20 protein-coding genes are annotated in these 20,887 nt (G+C 30.3%); 11 read left to right on the top strand and 9 right to left on the bottom strand.

Annotated features, from left to right (window positions below; translation table 11 throughout):
- Positions 1 to 132: 132 nt before the first annotated feature.
- The 8 genes from rpsB (at position 133) to BTO04_RS11810 (ending at position 9,484) form a co-directional block, all read left to right on the top strand.
- Positions 133 to 999, top strand: a complete 867-nt coding sequence (rpsB, locus tag BTO04_RS11845) for a 30S ribosomal protein S2 (RefSeq protein WP_087564698.1) — start codon at positions 133 to 135, stop codon at positions 997 to 999.
- Positions 1,000 to 1,050: 51 nt separating this feature from the next.
- Positions 1,051 to 2,016 carry a translation elongation factor Ts gene (gene tsf, locus BTO04_RS11840; RefSeq protein ID WP_087564697.1) on the top strand — a complete coding sequence of 322 codons (966 nt, stop codon included), beginning with the start codon at positions 1,051 to 1,053 and terminating at the stop codon, positions 2,014 to 2,016.
- Between the two features lie 131 nt (positions 2,017 to 2,147).
- Positions 2,148 to 2,858, top strand: coding sequence for a UMP kinase (gene pyrH / locus BTO04_RS11835; protein WP_087564696.1), 711 nt, complete (start codon positions 2,148 to 2,150; stop codon positions 2,856 to 2,858).
- A gap of 27 nt (positions 2,859 to 2,885) precedes the next feature.
- On the top strand, positions 2,886 to 3,440 hold the full coding sequence (gene frr / locus BTO04_RS11830; RefSeq protein ID WP_087564695.1) for a ribosome recycling factor: 555 nt from the start codon (positions 2,886 to 2,888) through the stop codon (positions 3,438 to 3,440).
- Positions 3,441 to 3,536: 96 nt separating this feature from the next.
- Positions 3,537 to 5,915: an RND family transporter gene (locus BTO04_RS11825; protein WP_087564694.1), complete on the top strand. Its 2,379-nt coding sequence runs from the start codon at positions 3,537 to 3,539 to the stop codon at positions 5,913 to 5,915.
- Between the two features lie 54 nt (positions 5,916 to 5,969).
- On the top strand, positions 5,970 to 7,403 hold the full coding sequence (gene asnS / locus BTO04_RS11820) for an asparagine--tRNA ligase (RefSeq protein WP_087564693.1): 1,434 nt from the start codon (positions 5,970 to 5,972) through the stop codon (positions 7,401 to 7,403).
- A gap of 24 nt (positions 7,404 to 7,427) precedes the next feature.
- Positions 7,428 to 8,885, top strand: a complete 1,458-nt coding sequence (gene rpoN, locus BTO04_RS11815; RefSeq protein WP_087564692.1) for an RNA polymerase factor sigma-54 — start codon at positions 7,428 to 7,430, stop codon at positions 8,883 to 8,885.
- Entirely contained in the window at positions 8,885 to 9,484 is a 600-nt protein-coding gene (locus tag BTO04_RS11810; RefSeq protein ID WP_232455900.1) for a hypothetical protein, read from the top strand. The genes rpoN and BTO04_RS11810 overlap by 1 nt, the downstream gene beginning before the upstream one ends.
- On the opposite strand, the gene BTO04_RS11805 is transcribed toward BTO04_RS11810, so the two are convergent.
- The 6 genes from BTO04_RS11805 to BTO04_RS11780 form a co-directional block, all read right to left on the bottom strand.
- Positions 9,479 to 10,156, bottom strand: a complete 678-nt coding sequence (locus tag BTO04_RS11805; protein ID WP_087564691.1) for a porin family protein — start codon at positions 10,154 to 10,156, stop codon at positions 9,479 to 9,481. The genes BTO04_RS11810 and BTO04_RS11805 overlap by 6 nt on opposite strands.
- A gap of 153 nt (positions 10,157 to 10,309) precedes the next feature.
- Positions 10,310 to 10,771 carry a biopolymer transporter ExbD gene (locus tag BTO04_RS11800; protein WP_087564690.1) on the bottom strand — a complete coding sequence of 154 codons (462 nt, stop codon included), beginning with the start codon at positions 10,769 to 10,771 and terminating at the stop codon, positions 10,310 to 10,312.
- An 18-nt stretch (positions 10,772 to 10,789) separates the two neighbouring features.
- The gene (locus BTO04_RS11795) at positions 10,790 to 11,410 is read right to left on the bottom strand and encodes a biopolymer transporter ExbD (RefSeq protein WP_087564689.1); all 621 of its coding nucleotides are present in this window, start codon (positions 11,408 to 11,410) and stop codon (positions 10,790 to 10,792) included.
- Between the two features lie 4 nt (positions 11,411 to 11,414).
- Positions 11,415 to 11,888, bottom strand: coding sequence for a hypothetical protein (locus BTO04_RS11790; RefSeq protein ID WP_087564688.1), 474 nt, complete (start codon positions 11,886 to 11,888; stop codon positions 11,415 to 11,417).
- A gap of 8 nt (positions 11,889 to 11,896) precedes the next feature.
- Positions 11,897 to 12,619: a MotA/TolQ/ExbB proton channel family protein gene (locus BTO04_RS11785; protein ID WP_087564687.1), complete on the bottom strand. Its 723-nt coding sequence runs from the start codon at positions 12,617 to 12,619 to the stop codon at positions 11,897 to 11,899.
- Between the two features lie 199 nt (positions 12,620 to 12,818).
- Complete coding sequence (locus tag BTO04_RS11780; protein ID WP_087564686.1) at positions 12,819 to 13,865, bottom strand: asparaginase; 1,047 nt, start codon at positions 13,863 to 13,865, stop codon at positions 12,819 to 12,821.
- Between the two features lie 105 nt (positions 13,866 to 13,970).
- Here BTO04_RS11780 and BTO04_RS11775 point away from each other — a divergent pair, with 105 nt between their 5' ends.
- Positions 13,971 to 14,669, top strand: coding sequence for a zinc metallopeptidase (locus BTO04_RS11775; RefSeq protein WP_087564685.1), 699 nt, complete (start codon positions 13,971 to 13,973; stop codon positions 14,667 to 14,669).
- 349 nt (positions 14,670 to 15,018) lie between these two features.
- Here the strand turns inward: BTO04_RS11775 and lepA are convergent, their stop codons facing one another.
- The 3 genes from lepA to BTO04_RS11760 form a co-directional block, all read right to left on the bottom strand.
- Positions 15,019 to 16,815: a translation elongation factor 4 gene (gene lepA, locus BTO04_RS11770; RefSeq protein ID WP_087564684.1), complete on the bottom strand. Its 1,797-nt coding sequence runs from the start codon at positions 16,813 to 16,815 to the stop codon at positions 15,019 to 15,021.
- 110 nt (positions 16,816 to 16,925) lie between these two features.
- Positions 16,926 to 17,201: an EF-hand domain-containing protein gene (locus BTO04_RS11765; protein ID WP_087564683.1), complete on the bottom strand. Its 276-nt coding sequence runs from the start codon at positions 17,199 to 17,201 to the stop codon at positions 16,926 to 16,928.
- Between the two features lie 270 nt (positions 17,202 to 17,471).
- Positions 17,472 to 18,578, bottom strand: coding sequence for a PD40 domain-containing protein (locus tag BTO04_RS11760; RefSeq protein ID WP_087565406.1), 1,107 nt, complete (start codon positions 18,576 to 18,578; stop codon positions 17,472 to 17,474).
- Between the two features lie 61 nt (positions 18,579 to 18,639).
- Here BTO04_RS11760 and BTO04_RS11755 point away from each other — a divergent pair, with 61 nt between their 5' ends.
- Complete coding sequence (locus tag BTO04_RS11755; protein ID WP_087564682.1) at positions 18,640 to 19,863, top strand: M28 family peptidase; 1,224 nt, start codon at positions 18,640 to 18,642, stop codon at positions 19,861 to 19,863.
- A gap of 22 nt (positions 19,864 to 19,885) precedes the next feature.
- On the top strand, positions 19,886 to 20,887 hold the full coding sequence (gene dusB, locus BTO04_RS11750; protein WP_087564681.1) for a tRNA dihydrouridine synthase DusB: 1,002 nt from the start codon (positions 19,886 to 19,888) through the stop codon (positions 20,885 to 20,887).

Genomic DNA, 20,887 nt, shown 5'->3' with positions numbered 1-20,887 from the left:
TTTATTTCTGCAAATTATTATATCGAGAACTGTTATATAAATTAATATTAAACAGTTTAGCATCTAAATATATAAGACTCGAAAGACTACTTATACATTGATTTCAAAACAGAAAGTAAACACATTTAAAAAATGGCAAACGTAAACATTAAAGAATTATTAGATAATGGTGTACACTTTGGACACCTTACTAGAAAATGGAACCCTAACATGGCTCCATACATTTATACAGAGCGTAATGGTGTTCACATCATTGACTTGTATAAAACTGCAGCTAAAATAGAAGAATCTTCTGAAGCTTTGCAAAAAATTGCAAACTCTGGACGTAAAATTTTATTTGTTGCAACAAAAAAACAAGCAAAAGATATTGTTGCTGAAAAAGCAAAAGCAGTAAACATGCCTTTCATTACAGAAAGATGGCCAGGTGGTATGTTAACTAACTTTGTAACTATTAGAAAAGCTGTTAAAAAAATGGCTTTAATTGATAGAATGAAGCAAGATGGTTCTTTTGATGCATTGTCTAAAAGAGAGAAATTACAAATTAATCGTCAGAGAGAGAAATTAGAAAAGAATTTAGGTTCTATTTCAGATATGACTCGTTTACCTGGTGCATTATTTATAGTTGACATCAAAAAAGAGCACATTGCAGTTGCAGAAGCTCAAAAATTAAACATTCCTATTTTTGCAATGGTAGATACAAACTCTGATCCTAGATTAGTAGATTATGTAATACCTGCAAACGATGATGCTTCTAAGTCTATAGACAAAGTATTATCTTTTGTAACAAATGCAATTGCAGAAGGTTTATCAGATAGAAAAGCAGATAAAGAAAAAGTTAAAGAAACTAAAGAAGTAGCAACTCCTAAGGTTAAAGAAGCGAAAGCTGAAGAAACTAAAGAAGTAGCAGCTCCTAAAGTTGAAGAAGCGAAAGCTGAAGAGACTAAAGAAGCAGCTCCTAAAGTTGAAGCTACTGAAACTCCTGCTAAAGAAACTAAATAATTACAATTAACAATATAGGAACTTAGATTTCTATAAAAACAAATAAGTGACATGGTAAAAGTAAGTGCTGCTGATGTTAAAAAATTAAGAGAAGCAACTGGAGCTGGAATGATGGACTGTAAAAAGGCATTAGTAGAAGCAGAAGGAAACTTTGACAAAGCAATAGACGTTTTACGTAAAAAAGGTCAAAAAATTGCTGCAAAAAGAGCTGATAGAGAATCTACAGAAGGTGTAGCTGTAACAAGAATTAACGACAGTAAAACTGCTGGAGTTGCTATTGTTTTAGCTTGTGAAACTGACTTTGTTGGTAAAAACGAATCTTTCGTAGCTTTAGGTGGTGAATTTGCAGACATCGCTTTAAATTATTCTGATAAAGAATCTTTTTTAACTGCGGATTTTGGTGGAATGACTGTTGCAGAAAAATTAATAGAGCAAACTGGTGTTATTGGTGAAAAGTTAGACATAACAGCTTTTGAAAAAGTTGAAGCTGCATATGTTGGTGCTTATACACACATTGGTAAAATTGCTGCTTTAGTAGGTTTATCTGCTACGGTAGACAATGCAGAAGAATTAGCTAAAGATGTTGCAATGCAAGTTGCTTCTATGGGAGCAACAACTTTATCTTATAAAGATTTTGACGCTGCATTTGTAGCTGCAGAAACTGAAGCTAGAATTGCTGTAATAGAAAAAGACAATATTGAGTTAGGTAGATTAGGTAAAACACTTAAAAATGTACCTCAGTATATTTCTATGTCTCAACTATCTGAAGAAGTATTAGCAAAAGCTGAAGAAGTTGCAAAAGCTGAATTAGCTGCTGAAGGAAAACCAGAAAAAATCTGGGATAGAATTTTACCAGGAAAAATGGAAAGATTCATTTCTGACAACACTACTTTAGATATGGAGCAATGTCTTTTAGACCAAGCTTTTATTAAAGATGACAAGAAAAATGTTGCACAATATGTTAAAACGTTTGGTGATGTTGAAGTAAGTATCTTTAAAAGAGTTACTTTAGGATAAACGATTCTATTATTTCTATGAAAGTAGAAATTTAAAAATTATTAAAACCTCGCAACTTTGCGAGGTTTTTTTTTCTCAAAAAATTAAAAATCAAAAAAAAAACGTAATTTTGCATAACTTTCAACAAAACTATGCAATACAAAAGAATTCTATTAAAATTAAGTGGAGAAGCATTAATGGGTGAAAGACAATATGGAATCGATCCAAAACGTCTTTCAGAATATGCAAAAGAAATAAAACAAGTAGTAGAAAAAGGAATTGAAGTTGCCATCGTAATTGGTGGTGGAAATATTTTTAGAGGAGTTGCTGGTGCAGCCAATGGGATGGACAGAGTGCAAGGAGATCACATGGGCATGCTTGCAACTTGTATCAATGGATTAGCACTGCAAAGTGCGCTAGAAGCAGAAGACGTTAAGACAAGGTTACAAACTGCTTTAGAGATAAAAGAAGTTGCAGAACCTTATATAAAGAGAAAAGCAATTAGGCACTTAGAAAAAGGAAGAGTTGTTATTTTTGGCGCAGGAACAGGTAATCCTTATTTTACAACTGATACAGCTGCCGTATTAAGAGCTATTGAAATTAGTGCCGATGCAATTTTAAAAGGGACAAGAGTGGATGGAGTTTATAGCTCAGATCCAGAAAAAAATAAAGATGCAGTAAAATTTGATACAATTACCTTTAAAGAAGTTATTCAGAAAGGATTAAAAGTAATGGATATGACTGCTTTTACATTAAGTGAAGAAAATAATTTACCAATTATAGTATTTGATATGAATACAAACGGAAATTTAATGAAACTTATTTCTGGAGAAAACATTGGTACAATTGTTAATAATAAATAATCATAATCTTTAAAATTATTACTGAAGGTGAACGAAGAAACTGAATTTATACTAGACACTGCTAAAGAAGCAATGAATAATGCCATAGAGCATTTAACAAAAGAATTACGTGCTATTAGAGCTGGTAAAGCATCACCATCAATGTTAATAAATGTTATGGTGAATTATTATGGAGCACAAACTCCTTTAAGTCAAATTGCCAACGTAAGCACACCAGATCCTAGAACAATTAGCATTCAACCTTGGGAGAAAAATATGCTGCAAGAAATTGAAAAAGCAATTCAATTAGCAAATTTAGGTTTTAACCCAATGAACAATGGTGATATTATTATGATTAATGTTCCGCCATTAACAGAAGAACGAAGAAGGGATTTAGCAAAACAAGCTAAGGCTGAAGCCGAACATGCTAAAGTTGGTATTAGAAACGCACGTAAAGATGCAAATAACGACATAAAGAAAGCAGACATATCTGATGATATGAAGAAGATAGCAGAAGATGATGTACAAAAATTAACAGATGCTCATGTAAAAGACATTGAGGCAAAATTTTCTTTAAAAGAAGTAGACATAATGAAGGTTTAAAAAAACCATTTATCATAAAAAAAGGGTGTTTAACAACACTCTTTTTTTGTTTAAACACGAATACAATTTAATTACCTTTGCATAAAATTTTTCTAAATGAATTTCTGGACTAAAGTTGCTGGTATTATCTTAAGAAACCGTTATTTGGTACTATTAATAATTGCCATTATAACAGGTTTTTTAGCTTCTCAAATGAAGTATATGAAATTCTCATATACAGAAGCAAATCTTTTACCAGAAGATCATGAAGCAAACTTGGAGTATAATAAATTTCTAGAAATTTTTGGAGAAGAAGGAAATTTAGTCATACTAGGCGTTAAAGATTCTACGGTTTTCACACCCAAAAAATTTAATGCTTGGAATAATTTAGTAAAAAAGTTTGAGGAGCTAGATGAAATTGATTTCACATTATCTATTGCTGATGTTCAAAAATTAAAAGCAGATAGAAAAAATAGAAAATTTGTTCTAGAACCTTTGTACGAAGGAGATCCTACAACATCAGAAGAAGTTTTAGAAATTAAGAAACAACTTTTTGAGAAACTCCCATTTTACGATAATTTACTTTACAATAAAGAAACAGGAACACTACAAACTGCTATTTATATAAAAAAAGAGATTATAAATACTCCAAAACGTAGAGATTTCATTTTTGATGTATTAAAGCCAACCATAAAACAGTTTGAGAAAGATACTAATTTAGATGTTCGTGTATCTGGAATGCCCTATATAAGAACTTTAAATGCACAAAACATACAAGATGAAATTATACTGTTTGTTGGTGGTGCCTTAGGCATTACTGCAGTTATTTTCTTCTTCTTTTTCAGGTCTTTTAGAGCAACTTTCATAACACTTTTGGTGGTCTTAATTGGGGTTGTTTGGGCATTTGGTTTTATTGGTTTATTCCGATATGAAATCACAGTATTATCTGCGCTAATTCCTCCCTTAATAATTGTTATTGGAGTTCCTAATGCAGTATTTCTCATCAATAAATACCAGCAAGAAGTAAAAAAGCACGGTAATCAAGCAAAATCGCTGCAACGTGTAATTTCCAAAATTGGAAATGCTACTTTAATGACAAATATTACCACTGCATCTGGTTTTGCAACTTTTGTTTTTGTAAAAAGTAGCTTACTTAGAGAATTTGGTATTCTAGCTTCCGTAAATATTATTAGTATTTTTATTTTAGCGCTATTGATAATTCCTATTATCTACAGTTTTATGCCGCTGCCTAAGAAAAAACATTTAAATCACCTTGAAAGAAAGTGGATAGAAAATGTTGTAAACTGGATGGAATCTATGGTGAAAAAGCAACGTATTACTATTTATTTTGCTACAGTACTTTTTATTATTTTAGGTATAATTGGGGTTTATCAAATTAGAGTTTCTGGAAGTTTAATAGAAGACATGCCAAAAGGTTTAGAGTTTTATAAAGACATAAAATTCTTTGAAAAAGAGTTTGGTGGTATTATGCCTTTAGAAATTTTAATTGACACAAAGAAAGATAAAGGAGTTATGAAGTTATCCACCTTAAAAAAGATGGATAAAATTAATGAAGTTATTGAAAATTTTCCTGAATTATCTAAACCCATCTCTGTTGTTAACTTGGTAAAATACTCTAAACAGGCCTATTATAAAGGAAATCCAAAATATTATCAACTACCTACAAGTCAAGAACAAAGTTATATTTTTTCTTATACCAAAAACTCTGATAGCAATGCAGGAATGCTAAAAAGCTTCGTAGACTCTACGGGACGTTATGCAAGAATTACTACGTTTATGAAAGACATTGGAACTGAAAAAATGGATGTTATTCAAGAGCGATTAAAGACTGTTATTAATAAGGAATTTCCTTCAGAAAATTATACTGTTTCTGTTACAGGAAAAGCTTTGGTTTTTATAAAGGGAACAAATTATTTAATCAAAAATTTAGTAATATCATTATCATTAGCCATTTTATTAATTGCAATTTTTATGGCTTGGATGTTTAGATCTCCTCAGATGATTTTGATTTCACTTATTCCAAATATGTTACCACTTTTAATTACAGCGGGTTTAATGGGCTTTTTAGATATTCCTATAAAACCATCCACAATTTTAGTGTTTAGTATTGCATTTGGAATTTCTGTAGATGATACGATTCACTTTTTAGCAAAATACAGACAAGAGTTAATTGCAAATAAATGGCGAATAAAACCTTCAGTGTACTCCGCTTTACGTGAAACAGGTGTAAGTATGTTTTATACTTCAATTGTTCTATTTTTTGGCTTTTTAGTGTTTACACTTTCTAGTTTTGGAGGCACAATAGCATTAGGAGGATTAGTCTCCGTTACACTTTTATTAGCAATGGTTTCTAATTTACTTTTATTACCTTCATTACTATTAACTTTTGAAAAGAAAATAGCAAATAAGAAAGTTTTTAAAGAGCCTGCAATGAAAATTTTCCCCCCAAAGGAAGAAAAAAACAAAGAAAAATAAATTATCTTTGTTTCTTTACATAAAAGACTTTATTCGCATAATAATATATTAAAGATGATGAAAAGAAACGTTGCCGAAATATTAAAATCAGATGCATTTTTACAAGAAGTACATTTAAAAGGTTGGGTTAGAACTTTTAGAAGTAATCGTTTTATTGCTATAAATGATGGTTCAACAATTAATAATATTCAATGTGTTATCGATTTTGAAAACACATCAGAAGAAATACTAAAAAGAATTACAACTGGTGCTGCAATTTCTATTAAAGGGATATTAGCAGAGAGTCAAGGAAAAGGTCAATCTGTGGAAATTCAAGTTTCAGAAATTGAAATTCTTGGTGATTGTAATCCTGATGAATATCCTATTCAGCCTAAAAAACATAGTTTCGAATTTTTAAGAGAAAATGCACATTTACGTGTAAGAACAAACACATTTGGCGCTATAATGCGTGTACGTTCTAAACTCTCTTTTGCGGTTCATAAATATTTTCAAGAAAACGGATTTAACTATGTAAATACGCCAATTATTACTGGTTCTGATGCTGAAGGAGCAGGTGAAATGTTTAGAGTTACCAATTTTGAAGACAACAAAGCTCCAGTAACAGAAGATGGCAAAATAGATTTTTCTAAAGATTTTTTTGGAAAAGAAACAAACTTAACTGTTTCTGGACAATTAGAAGCAGAAACCTTTGCAATGGCTTTAGGTAAAGCGTATACTTTTGGACCTACTTTTAGAGCAGAAAACTCAAATACAACACGTCATTTGGCTGAGTTTTGGATGATAGAACCAGAAGTTGCATTTATGGATTTAGATGGAAACATGGATTTATCTGAAGACTTTATTAAATCTGTTTTAAGTTATGCTTTAGAACACTGTAAAGATGATTTGGCTTTCTTAGACCAACGTTTAACGCAAGAAGAAAAAAGCAAACCTCAAGCTGAAAGAAGCGATATGAGTTTGTTAGAAAAACTAAAATTTGTTATAGATAATAACTTTAAACGTGTTTCATATACTGAAGCTATTGATATTTTACGTAATTCAAAACCAAATAAAAAGAAGAAATTTCAATATCCAATTAATGAATGGGGAGTAGATTTACAATCTGAACACGAGCGTTTTTTAGTTGAAAAACACTTTAAATGCCCCGTAATTTTATTTGATTATCCTGCAGATATTAAAGCATTTTACATGCGTTTAAATGATGATGGAAAAACAGTAAGAGCTATGGATGTTTTATTTCCTGGAATTGGTGAAATTGTTGGTGGTTCTCAAAGAGAAGAACGCTATGATGTTTTACTTGAAAAAATTAAAGCCATGGGAATTGATGAAAAAGAAGTTTGGTGGTATTTAGATTTACGTAAATTTGGTACGGCAGTTCATTCTGGTTTTGGTTTAGGTTTTGAACGTTTGGTTCAATTTACAACAGGAATGGGAAATATTAGAGACGTAATTCCGTTTCCAAGAACGCCACAAAACGCAGAATTTTAATTAGATTTTTGTATCTTTAATTCTATGCTAAAACAAGGTTTACAATATAAACTCTTACAAAAATTATCTCCTCAACAAATTCAGTTGATGAAACTAATTCAATTGCCAACACAGGCTTTTGAAGAACGTTTAAAACAAGAGATTGAGGAAAATCCAGCACTAGATACTGGTAAAGATGAATCTGACTCTTTTGACGAGGATTTATCTAATGAATTTGATGATGAGGGTACTGAAAAAACAGATGCAGATGATATAAATATTGATGAGTATTTAAGTGATGATGACACTCCTAGCTACAAAACTCAAGCAAACAATTATTCTGCAGATGATGAAGAAAAATCAATGCCTTATGCATCTGGAACTACTTTTCATCAGTCTTTAAAAAACCAATTAAATACATTTCGTTTAAACGATGAAGAACGTTCTATTGCAGAATTCTTAGTTGGAAGTATAGATGATAGTGGATACATTAGAAGAGAAATTATTGATTTAGTAGATGACTTAGCTTTTACTGCAAATGTATTTACAACTGAAGAAAAAGTAATTTCTATCTTAAAGGATGTTGTACATACGCTAGATCCAGTAGGAGTTGGAGCAAGAAATTTAAAAGAATGTCTTATCAATCAATTAAAATCTAAAGAAAGTAATAAAATTAGAAGTTTATCTATAGATGTATTAGAATCTGCTTTTGACCACTTTGTTAAGAAACATTATGTTAAGCTTCAAGAAAAATTTAATATTTCTGAAGATGAATTAAAAGAAATTAATAAAGAGATTTCTAAATTAAACCCTAAACCTGGTAGTTCATATGCAGGTAATAATAAAATTGCAGAACAAATAGTACCCGATTTTTCTATTAAAATCATAGATGGCGAATTAGATCTTACTTTAAACTCTAGAAATGCGCCTGAATTACATATTTCTAGAGAATATAACAATATGTTAAAAGGGTATCAAGAATCTACTATAAAAAGTAAGTCGCAAAAAGATGCAGTATTTTTTATTAAGCAAAAATTAGATTCTGCAAAATGGTTTATTGACGCAATTAAACAACGTCAGCAAACTTTATTTGTAACCATGAATACAATTATGCATTATCAATATGATTATTTTTTAACTGGTGATGAACGCAAGTTAAAACCTATGATATTAAAAGATATTGCAGATAAAATTCAGATGGATGTTTCTACGGTTTCTAGAGTTGCAAATAGCAAATATGTTTCTACACCTTATGGCACAAAATTGATTAAAGAATTCTTTTCGGAATCAATGAAAAATGACCAAGGTGAAGATGTTTCTACAAAAGAAATTAAAAAAATACTTGAAACTGTAATTTTAGAAGAAAATAAAAAGAAACCATTAACTGATGAAAAACTAGCAAATATTTTAAAAGAAAAAGGGTATCCAATTGCTAGAAGAACTGTTGCTAAATATAGAGAGCAATTAGATTTACCTGTAGCACGTTTACGTAAAGAGATTTAATGAAGTTTTATAAGTATATATCTGTAATTTTACATCCCATTGTAATTCCTACAATAGGTATACTTCTCTATTTCTTATTACTACCTAATAACCTTGGAAGTAAACAAGAACTAAGTGTTTTAGTTCTAATATTTGTTACAACATATCTTATCCCTTTATTTATTTTAATATTATTTAAAAAGATAAAACTCATAAAATCGTTTAACGTTACTAGTATTAAAGAAAGGAAAATACCTGTTGCAATGATGATTGTGTTGTTCTACTTATTAGGAAACACGTTGTACAACGTATCTAATATAAGAGATATAGGACTATTGTTCTATGCTACCACTACAGGGTTAGTTTTTATTTACATTCTATTTTCTTTTCAATTTAAAACAAGTATCCATTTATTATCATTAGGTATTTTTACAGGGTTCTTTATCGTTTTAGGAATAACATACTCAAAGAATTATATTTTAATTATAATAATAGCCTTTTTACTCTCAGGAGTACTTGCTACTGCAAGGTTAAATTTAAAAGCTCACAATGATAAAGAAATATATTTAGGTTTCTTCTTAGGGTTTATATCTCCTTTTCTTGTATTCTATTTTTTATAAAAGATAAAGTATAAGACCAAATTTTATAACTTTGGTTTCTATTTTCTCACCCTCAATATTAGCATCATTAAAAATAGGTGTTAAACCATAAAAGATATTCATATTAAATTTATCATAACCTGCAGAAAGTGTTAAACCATATTGCAGTTTATTATAAGCTGAAACATTTAAGTATTTAAAATCCATGTTATTAACATCTATATACTGGAAAGAATTAGACGTGTTATAAATAAATTTCACACCACCATAAATCCTCCAAAAATCATATTTATTTGAAGTAGAAGTCCTCCACCTTAGCTCAATAGGAAGTTCTAAATTATGAGCTTTAAAAATATTAGAAGTTATTGTATTATCAGTGCTAAAAACAGTTTCATTGTTACTCTCTTCAACTTTTAATTCATGGTTAAAAACATCATAGCCATAACCAATTCCTAATGCAAAAGAAACACTCCCTTTTTTATTTAAAATAAAATCTTTTAGAAACCCTATAGATACTCCATAAGAAAAATTACTTTTTGTTATTACTGATGGTTGGTCAAAGAATTGCGTGTAAGAAATTGATGCATAAACTTGGTCATCTGCATATCTACTTCCTAGTAGTAAAGAATCTTTTTGGCCAAAAGAAATTGATGAAATTAAAAGAAAAATCAGAAAAATTAGAATTCTATTCATTGTATTATAAACGAGTTATAAAGATACAATATTTCATAAAGAATAAATTATTTATAATAAATATTGCTATTTCTAAAAGCTGAATTTAATTCATAAAAAAAAAGGGATAATTCAAATGAATTACCCCCTTTTTTAGAAAATATTATTTCTAAATTAATTAGCGCTTTTTGAAGCTGAATAACTAATTTTAAGAGCATTTACATCTCTTAACTTTAATCTAATGTCTGTAATAGTACCAACATTAGACTCTTTATCTGCTTTAATAGAAGTTGTCATAAATGGAACTTCTGCCTCAGAGACTTTTGATCTTGCGTTTATAATAAACGAAGGAACATCATCTGCACTAGCTATTTTATCATTTAATTGAATTCTATTAAATCCTGTACCATGCTTTACATCTTTAGATTTTCCAACATAAATTGTACTCACTAAACTTTTGTGCTCCAATTTTTTTACTTCTGAAGCAGATGGTAATCTTGGGTTATCAATTTTTAAATCAGTTTCTCTCATGGTTGTAGTAACCATAAAGAAAAATAACAACATAAAAACGATGTCTGGTAAAGCAGCAGTATTAACTGCAGGCATTCCTTTCTTCTTTTTTCTAAATTTAGACATATGTTCTATTTTTAAAAATTAATTTGTTGGCTCTGCATCAGAAATAATTTGAGGATAACTAGTTTTGATATCTTCAACTTTTTTCTTTAAAGCTTCATTGTTCTTGTCATCTTTATAAGCTTCTTCTAGCTCAGAAAAAGGAACTCTATATTTTTCTAAACATAGTCTATTTCTTAAGTCTCCATAAGCTCTTAACAATTCATTTTGTACTATAATATAAGTACCATATTCTGTTAATCTATCACTTTGTACAGAAATAATAGCTTTGTTTGGATGGTCTGAAGAAGATTCACTTCTTTCCCCTTTACAATACGTACAAGGTCCTGTAGCTACTCCGTTTTCAACTTTACCATCACCTCCACCATTATCTATAAAAGCAATAGCAGCATCTTTTAAATTTTTAACATCCAATCTTTCGCCTTCAACTAAAAGCTCATTATTTCTGTTAATATTAACTTCAAAGATGTTTTTTTCTTTAATAACTGGCGGTACATAATCTGCAGGTGGTTTTTCAGATAGTTTTTTTGAAACTCCTGAATCCACATTCATTGTAGTAGTTACTAAGAAAAAGATCAATAACAAGAAGGCAATATCTGCCATAGAACCTGCATTAATTTCTGGATTCTCTCTTCTTGCCATAAGTTTATGATTTTATTAATCCTTTTAATAAATCGTATACAAAAAATAGACTTGCTACTAAACCTAATGCAATACTATAATATATACCTGTACCTACCCATTTATTAGTTGCTGTACCTGCTTCTCCTCCTGGAAGTATTTTCCCTGCTGTATCTAGAACTGCATTATCATCTGCCATAAAATAAGCAACGACTAATACAACTGCCATTACAGCAACTCCTAATAAAGCCTTTTTTAAATTTTCAGGATTTCTTATCATACTCAAAAGAGAAAGTGCTAAAGTAATAACTACTGCTGCAATGAATAAGAAAGTAGAAAAATAAATTATTGGGCTAATTACACCATTCTGAAGGTCTACATCAGTTTTAAATGCATCTGCATCGTCAACCATAAAGATTCTAATAAATAGAAAACCTCCAATTACAGCAATCACTGCAATAAAAATATTTAATATTTTAGATAAATTATTACCTTTCATAATTATTATTATTTTTTATATTTTACTAATAAATCGATTAATTGAATAGATGAGTCTTCCATATTGTTGACAATACTATCAATTTTAGAAACGATATAATTATAAAAGATTTGTAAGATAATTGCAACTATTAAACCAAATACTGTTGTTAATAATGCAATTTTAATACCACCTGCAACTACAGCTGGAGAAATATCATTTGCTACTGCAATTCTATCGAAAGCATCAATCATACCAATTACAGTTCCCATGAAACCAAGCATTGGTGCTAATGCGATAAATAAAGATAACCATGATACATTTTTCTCTAAAAGTCCCATTTGAACTCCTCCATAAGAGACTACTGCTTTTTCAGCTGCATCTACTCCTTCGTCTACTCTATCTAAACCTTGGTAAAAGATAGATGCTACTGGTCCTTTAGAATTTCTACAAACTTCTTTTGCAGCTTCTATACCACCAGAACTTAAAGCATCATCTACACTTGCTACTAATTTCTTAGTATTCGTTGTTGCCATGTTTAAATAAATAATTCTTTCAATTGCGATAGCTAAACCTAATATTAAGGCTACTAATACAATTCCCATGAATCCTGGGTCACCTTCAATAAAACGAAGTTTTAATTCTTGGTGGAAAGTTCTTGATTCTTCAGCTGCTTCTTGTGCGAAAGTTGATTGAATAGCTCCAAAAAACATAAATCCTGTTACAGATAGGACATTTACTACTTTTTTCATCTCTGTTATAATTAATTTTAATAGTTAACGGGTTAAATATATAAATTTTAAACTCAAAAAAAATAATATGAAAGTTAAATTATATATAATTGCCTCCTTTTATACTTTTGAGAGTGCCAAGTAACAAAAAAATATTGAACATTAAAAAAAAAACTCAATCTATTTAATTCTTAAAAGTTGATTTTATTCAATTATAAATTTAAAAATGATATTTATCAGTTAATTCACCTCTTAATGATTTTTCAAAAAAATGTTTAAACTCAACAATTGATAAATTTTCATTTAATAAGTACATTAACTTAGCAACAGCAGATTCTGTAGTAATATCCTTTCCATTAACAACCCCTATCTCTTTTAGCAACAGACTTGTATCATAATGCCCCATCATAACACTACCACTTTTGCATTGCGTAACGTTCACAATTTTAATTCCTTTATTAATTGCATTTCTTAACAATTCGATAAAGTTTTTTGAATTTGGTGCATTACCAGATCCATACGTTTCTAAAACAACTCCTCTTAAATTTGAAATATTTAAAATACTTTCAACAACTACCTTTGAAATTCCTGGAAATAGTTTTAAAATAACTATTTCATTAACTAGGTTCTTTCTAACAATTATTTTTTTTTCTCCACCTTCTATTTGATGAACTAAATGCTCATTAAAATTTAAATGAACTCCACTTTCCGCAAGTGGAGGAAAATTCATAGAAGTAAATGCTTCAAACTGTTCTGAACTTATTTTGGTAGTTCTATTGGCTCTATATAATTTATACTCAAAATATAAGCATACTTCAGAAATAATTGGCTTGCCGTTTCTTGTTGCGCTTGCAATTTCTATAGAAGTAATTAAATTTTCTTTTGCATCTGTTCTTAAGTCTCCAATTGGTAATTGAGATCCCGTAAAAATGATAGGTTTTTGCAAGTTTTCTAACATGAAACTAATAGCAGAAGATGTATAAGACATGGTGTCTGAACCTGTTAAAATCACAAAACCATCAAAACGAGTATAGTTTTCTTCAATTATTTCTACAATTTCTAGATAATATGCTGTATTCATATTAGAAGAATCTATAGCTTCGTCAAAAGAGATACTTTCTATTTGACAGTTTAACTGCTGTAGTTCTGGAATTTTCTCTACGATCTGACTAAAATCAAATGCTATTAATGCATTTGTCTTATAATCTTTAACCATACCAATAGTCCCTCCTGTATAAATAAGTAATATGTTAGGTTTATTTGTCATTTTGTCATTTTTCTATTATTTTTTTATGTAAAAATAATCTTGGAATAATTTATGTTGTAAATTTATCAAACAAAAATGATATAAAAATTTAAAACAATATAAATTATGATAGGATTCTATATTTTAATCGGCGTTATTTCTTTAGCAAGCTGGTTAGTTAGTAATAAATTGAAAAGTAAGTTTAAAAAATATTCTCAAGTTCAATTAAGAAACGGAATGAGTGGCGCAGAAATTGCAGAAAAAATGCTTTCTGATAACGGTATATTTGATGTAAAAGTAATTTCTACTCCAGGTAGATTAACGGATCATTACAACCCAAAAGACAAAACAGTAAATTTAAGCGAATCTGTTTACAACCAAAGAAATGCTGCTTCTGCCGCAGTTGCTGCTCATGAATGTGGTCATGCAGTACAACATGCAAAAGCGTATAGTTATTTAACATTGCGTTCTCAATTAGTGCCAATTGTAAGTGTTACTTCTAAATTCTCTCAATGGTTAGTAATTGGTGGATTAATTTTAGGTGCCGCTTCGGGAGCTGGTGGAATCGGTTACTACATAGCTATTGCTGGTTTAGTTTTTATGGGCTTTGCAACACTTTTTAGTATTGTAACGTTGCCTGTAGAATATGATGCAAGTAACAGAGCATTGGCTTGGTTAAAAAATAAAAACATGGTTTCTCAACAAGAGTTAGCGGGTTCTACTGACGCATTAAAATGGGCGGCAAGAACTTATTTAGTTGCTGCTTTAGGTTCTTTAGCAATGCTGTTATACTGGGGATTGCAAGTTTTAGGAGGAAGAGACTAACATCTAAGATGCTTTTACATTTCACTATTATGAAATTAAATTTTATTAAAATGCTCTTGGTTTTATCAAGGGCATTTTTACTTAGACAACTTTCTTAAATATTTGTCATTCCTGTAAAAACAGGAATCTCTAAAAGTAAGTTTAAGCTCTTGATTTTACAGGAATGACAAATAGCTAACAAATAAGTTTAGCCCACATTGAACGGTTTGTTTGAGCTCTTTTTTTTATGCTGAACTAAATTCAGCATAAGAAAAAAGCGAGTAGTAAAAGTAGGAAATAGCTTCAAATAAAAAACCTTCTTGATTTCTCAAAAAGGTTTCTGTCTTTATTATTTTATCTTATTTCTTAGCTAGTCATTCAGCTTTAAAACTGCCATAAACGCTTCTTGCGGAATTTCTACATTACCAACTTGACGCATTCTTTTCTTTCCTTTTTTCTGCTTTTCTAACAGTTTACGTTTTCTAGAAATATCTCCTCCATAACATTTGGCAGTTACATCTTTACGTAATGCTTTTGTAGTTTCACGCGCAATAATTTTTGCTCCAATTGCTGCCTGAATAGGAATATCGAACTGTTGTCTTGGTATTAATTCTTTTAACTTTTCAACTATTTTCTTACCAATTGTAAACGCATTATCTGCATGTAAAAGCGCAGAAAGTGCATCTACTGGTTGTGCATTTAATAAAATATCTACACGTACTAATTTTGATTCTCTCATTCCTATAGGAGAATAATCAAAAGAAGCATATCCTTTAGAAACTGTTTTTAGACGATCGTAAAAATCGAAAACAATTTCTGCCAAAGGCATATCAAAAGTTAACTCTACTCTTTCTGTTGTTAAATACGTTTGATTGGTGATTTCTCCACGTTTTTCTATACACAAGCTCATTACTTGACCAACAAAATCTGATTTAGTAATTATTGAAGCCTTAATAAAAGGTTCTTCTACTCTATCTAATCTAGATGGATCTGGTAAATCTGTTGGATTATTCAAAAGAATCAATTCATTAGGGTTTTTCTTAGAATAAGCGTGGTAAGAAACGTTAGGAACTGTTGTAATAACGGTCATATTAAACTCACGTTCTAATCGTTCTTGAATAATTTCCATGTGTAACATTCCTAAGAATCCACAACGAAAACCAAAACCTAAAGCCGCAGAGCTTTCTGGCGCAAATACTAAAGAAGCATCATTTAATTGCAGTTTTTCCATAGAATAACGCAATTCTTCAAAATCTTCTGTATCTACAGGATAAATACCTGCAAAAACCATTGGTTTTACATCTTCAAAACCATCAATAATTTCTGTTGTAGGGTTTAATGCATCTGTAATTGTATCTCCTACTTTTACTTCTTTTGCTGTTTTAATACCTGTAATTAAATATCCAACATCCCCTGCTTTTACAGATTTCCTAACAACTTGCTCTAATTTTAGAGTTCCTACTTCATCAGCAAAATACTCATTATTAGTTGCCAAAAATTTAATACGCTGTCCTTTTTTAATTTCTCCATTAAAAACTCTAAAATAGGTTTCAATTCCTCTGTAAGAATTATAAACTGAATCAAAAATTAAGGCTTGTAATGGTGCTTCGGGATCTCCTTTTGGTGCAGGGATTCTATCTATAATTGCTTCTAATATATTATCTACCCCAAAACCTGTTTTTCCACTAGCGTGAATAATATCTTCTGGATCACAACCTAATAAATCTACAATATCATCTGTTACTTCTTCTGGGTTTGCAGAAGGTAAATCTACTTTATTTAAAATAGGAATAATCTCTAAATCATTCTCTAAAGCCAAGTATAAGTTAGAAATTGTTTGTGCTTGTATACTTTGTGCAGCATCTACAATTAGCAAAGCGCCTTCACAAGCAGCAATTGAACGAGAAACTTCGTAAGAAAAATCTACATGACCTGGAGTATCAATTAAATTTAAAACATATTGCTCTCCTTTATGTTCAAAATCCATTTGAATAGCGTGCGATTTTATGGTAATTCCACGTTCGCGTTCTAAATCCATACTATCTAATAACTGATCTTTCTTTTCACGATCTGTTACAGAGCCTGTATATTCTAACAATCTATCTGCTAACGTACTTTTACCATGATCAATATGTGCGATAATGCAAAAGTTTCTAATATTCTTCATACTTCGTTTTCTAACTGCGTTCAACTCGCAAAGATATGCTATTTACAGACCTTGTCAAATAAAAAAAGTACAATGAAACTCCTTGTACTTTTACTTAAAAATGTATTTAATTATAAATCTCTTTCTAGTTCAGAAATTGCTACTTTAAATTCTTCCCAATTGATAGTATCATCACTAAATATATCATATCCTTTTAATAACTCATTTGCAACAACACTTCTTAAGAAACCATTTACTTCAGCACCTTTTAATAATTTTTTTATTTCAGACTTTCTTAATCTACCCTCTTTATCTGAATCAAAAAAACGAAATGCTTCTTCTGGACTATCAAATTGATTGGTAATTAAAATTCTAATTTTTCTTAAAATATTGTCTTTTGCGCTCATGTTTTAAGTTAAATGTTTATACATCCAACAATTTACAATTTATTTTTTAAAAGTAGTACTCCCTTGTTAATCTTGCCATTCTGCAATAAACAAGTTGGTATCACGTCTTGTGGTATTTCAGAATGTCAATCCTGTTAGTCTTGCCATTCTGCAATAAACAAGTTGGTATCACGTCTTGTGGTATTTCAGAATGTCAATCTTGTTAGTCTTGCCATTCTGCAATAAACAAGTTGATATCACGTCTTGTGATATTTCAGAATGGCGATCCTGTTAGTCTTGCCATTCTGCAATAAACAAGTTGGTATCACGTCCACCTCCATTATTTCTGTTTGATGAAAAAATTAATTTTTTACCATCATTTGAAAACACAGGAAAAGCATCAAAAGTTTCTCCATGAGTAACTCTTTCTAAATTTTTTCCATCTAAATCAATCATATATAAATTGAAAGGAAATCCTCTTTCTGATTCGAAATTTGATGAAAATAAAATTTTATTTCCAGAAGGATGAAAAAACGGACTCCAATTTGCGTTGCCTAAATCTGTTAATTGACGCAATTCAGAACCATCTGCATTACAGATATATAATTCCATTTCTGTTGGCTGAACCAAACCTTCTTTTAATAAATCTTGATATTCTTTAATTGCTGCGGCAGTTTTTGGTCTTGAAGAACGAAAAATTAATTTTGTTCCATCTGGCGAGAAAAAAGCTCCTCCATCATACCCTAATTGGTCTGTAATTTGTTTTATATCAGAACCATCAATATTCATTGTAAACAACTCTAAATCTCCTGTTCTCATCGATGTAAAAACAATTTTATCTCCTTTTGGAGAAACTGTTGCTTCTGCATCATAACCAGGCGCCGTTGTTAATTGTTTTGTAATGTTCCCTTTTAAATCTGCAACAAAAATATCATAGCTTTCATAAATTGGCCAAACATATTTCCCTTCTCTTCGTAAAGGTGCTGGAGGACATTCTTTTCCTCCTAAATGCGTAGAACCATAAACAAAACTTTTATTGTCTGGTAAAAAATACGCACACGTTGTACGCCCCAATCCAGTACTAATCATTGGTGGAATCGCGTCTTTAAAAGTTTCATCAACATCCATTAAAAACATTTGATCACAGTCCACTCCCCAGTTTTTATTATTAGATTGAAAAATAAGTTGTTTATCATCAAAACTCCAGTAAGCTTCTGCATTATCACCTCCAAAAGTAATTTGCTTCATCGTTTTAAAATGAACTTCTTCAGGATAAATTAATGTATCAATCCCTTTTTTTATTTCACTAGATGCTGTATCAACATTTCCTTTTTTATTGGTTTTACATGCGCCAATTAATACCGTTATTACAAGGATAAAAAGTATTTTAAATTTCATTTTTATATAATTCATGAAGTGATAATAATTCTTTAATTTTGCAAAAATAATATTTATCATCATGAGAAACATTCTATTTTTAATCTTTTTATGTTTTTTAATTTCTTGTAAACCAGCAATTAATCAAGAAAACAGAATTAAAGAAGACGTTACATTTTTAGCTTCAGACACATTAGAAGGAAGACAAACTGGAACAAAAGGAGAAAAAGTTGCAGCAAGCTACATTACAAATAGGTTTAAAGAAATTGGTTTAGAACCTAAAGGAACAGAAGGTTTTATTCAACCTTTTACTTTTAAACCAAAAACAAACCCGCATGATGAAGTTAAGTTTGATGTAAATGGAGATGGAACAATCACTGGAAATAATGTTATTGGTTTTATAAATAACAAAGCAGAAAACACCGTAATTATTGGTGCACATTATGACCATCTTGGTTTTGGTGGTGAAGGCTCATTATATAGAGATTCTATAAAAGCAATTCATAATGGTGCAGATGACAATGCTTCTGGTGTTGCTATTTTACTAAATCTAGCTGCAAAACTAAAAAAGAAAAACACAAATAACAATTACTTGTTTATGGCTTTTTCTGGCGAAGAAATGGGTTTATTAGGTTCTAACTATTTTGTAAAAAACCCAACAATTGATACGCAATTGGTTTCTTACATGATTAATATGGATATGGTTGGCCGTCTAAAAAAAGATAGCGCTTTAGCCGTTTATGGAACTGGTACCTCTCCAATTTTTAAACAAACACTAAAATCTCATAATGATAATTTTAAATTAGTTTTGAAAGAATCTGGCGTTGGACCAAGTGATCATACAAGTTTTTATTTAGCAGATATTCCTGTTTTACATTTCTTTACTGGACAGCATGAAGATTATCATAAACCTGGAGATGATTCAGAAAAACTGAATTATGAAGGAATGGAAACTATTAGTACATACATTTTTAATGTTATTACCGATTTAAATGATAATGGTAAACTCGCTTTTAGAAAAACAAAAAATGAAAGCGAAGAAACGCCAAGGTTTAAAGTTGGTTTAGGTGTAATTCCAGATTATATGTTTGATGGAAAAGGAATGAGAATTGATGGAATTTCTGAAGATAAACCAGCACAAAAAGCAGGATTACAAAAGGGAGATATTGTTATTGAATTGGGTGGTAAAAAAGTTACCGATATGATGAGTTATATGAAAGCTTTAGCTGTATTCAAAAAAGGAGATAAATCTAAAGTTATTGTAAAAAGAGGAGAAAAAGAAGTTGAAAAAGAGGTTCAATTTTAATTAGAAAACAGATATTTACAACATGGTTAAAATAGGCAACATAGAATTACCCGATTTCCCACTTTTACTAGCACCAATGGAAGATGTATCTGATCCTCCATTTAGAGCTTTATGTAAAGAACAAGGTGCAGATGTTGTGTATACAGAATTTATTTCTTCAGAAGGGTTAATACGCGACGCTGCAAAAAGTGTTATGAAATTAGACATTTATGAAAAAGAACGCCCAGTTGGAATTCAGATTTTTGGTGCTAATTTAGAATCGATGTTAAAAACAGTGGAGATTGTAGAAAAATCAAACCCTGATATTATAGATATTAATTTTGGTTGTCCTGTAAAAAAAGTAGTTTCTAAAGGAGCTGGAGCTGGAATTTTAAAAGACATCGATTTAATGGTTTCTTTAACTGAAGCAATGGTAAAACATACTAATTTACCAATTACAGTAAAAACACGTTTAGGTTGGGATCATGATTCTATTAGAATTGTAGAAGTAGCAGAACGCCTGCAAGATGTTGGCTGTAAAGCAATTTCTATACATGGTAGAACGCGTGCACAAATGTATAAAGGTAATGCAGATTGGGGGCCAATTGCTGATGTAAAAAACAACCAAAGAATGCATATTCCTGTTTTTGGAAATGGAGATATTACCTCACCAGAAAAAGCGATGGAAATGCGTGATAAATACGGTTTAGATGGCGCTATGATTGGAAGAGCTGCTATTGGTTATCCATGGTTTTTTAATGAAGTAAAACATTATTTTAAAACGGGTACCTATTTGGCAAAACCAACTATCGGCCAACGTGTAGAAATGGCAAGAAGACATTTACAAATGGCTATTGATTGGAAAGGACCAATTTTAGGTGTTTTTGAAACTAGAAGACATTATACCAATTACTTTAAGGGAATTCCACATTTTAAAGAACATAGAATGAAAATGGTTACTTCTGATCATGCAAAAGATGTTTTTGCTGCTTTTGATGAAGTTGAAGCTAAATTTGGAAATATGATTATTCCTGAATATCAATAG

The sequence above is a fragment of the Polaribacter sp. SA4-10 genome, from assembly GCF_002163835.1.
Taxonomy (GTDB): Bacteria; Bacteroidota; Bacteroidia; order Flavobacteriales; family Flavobacteriaceae; genus Polaribacter.
This window is presented reverse-complemented; position numbering and strand designations above follow the sequence as displayed.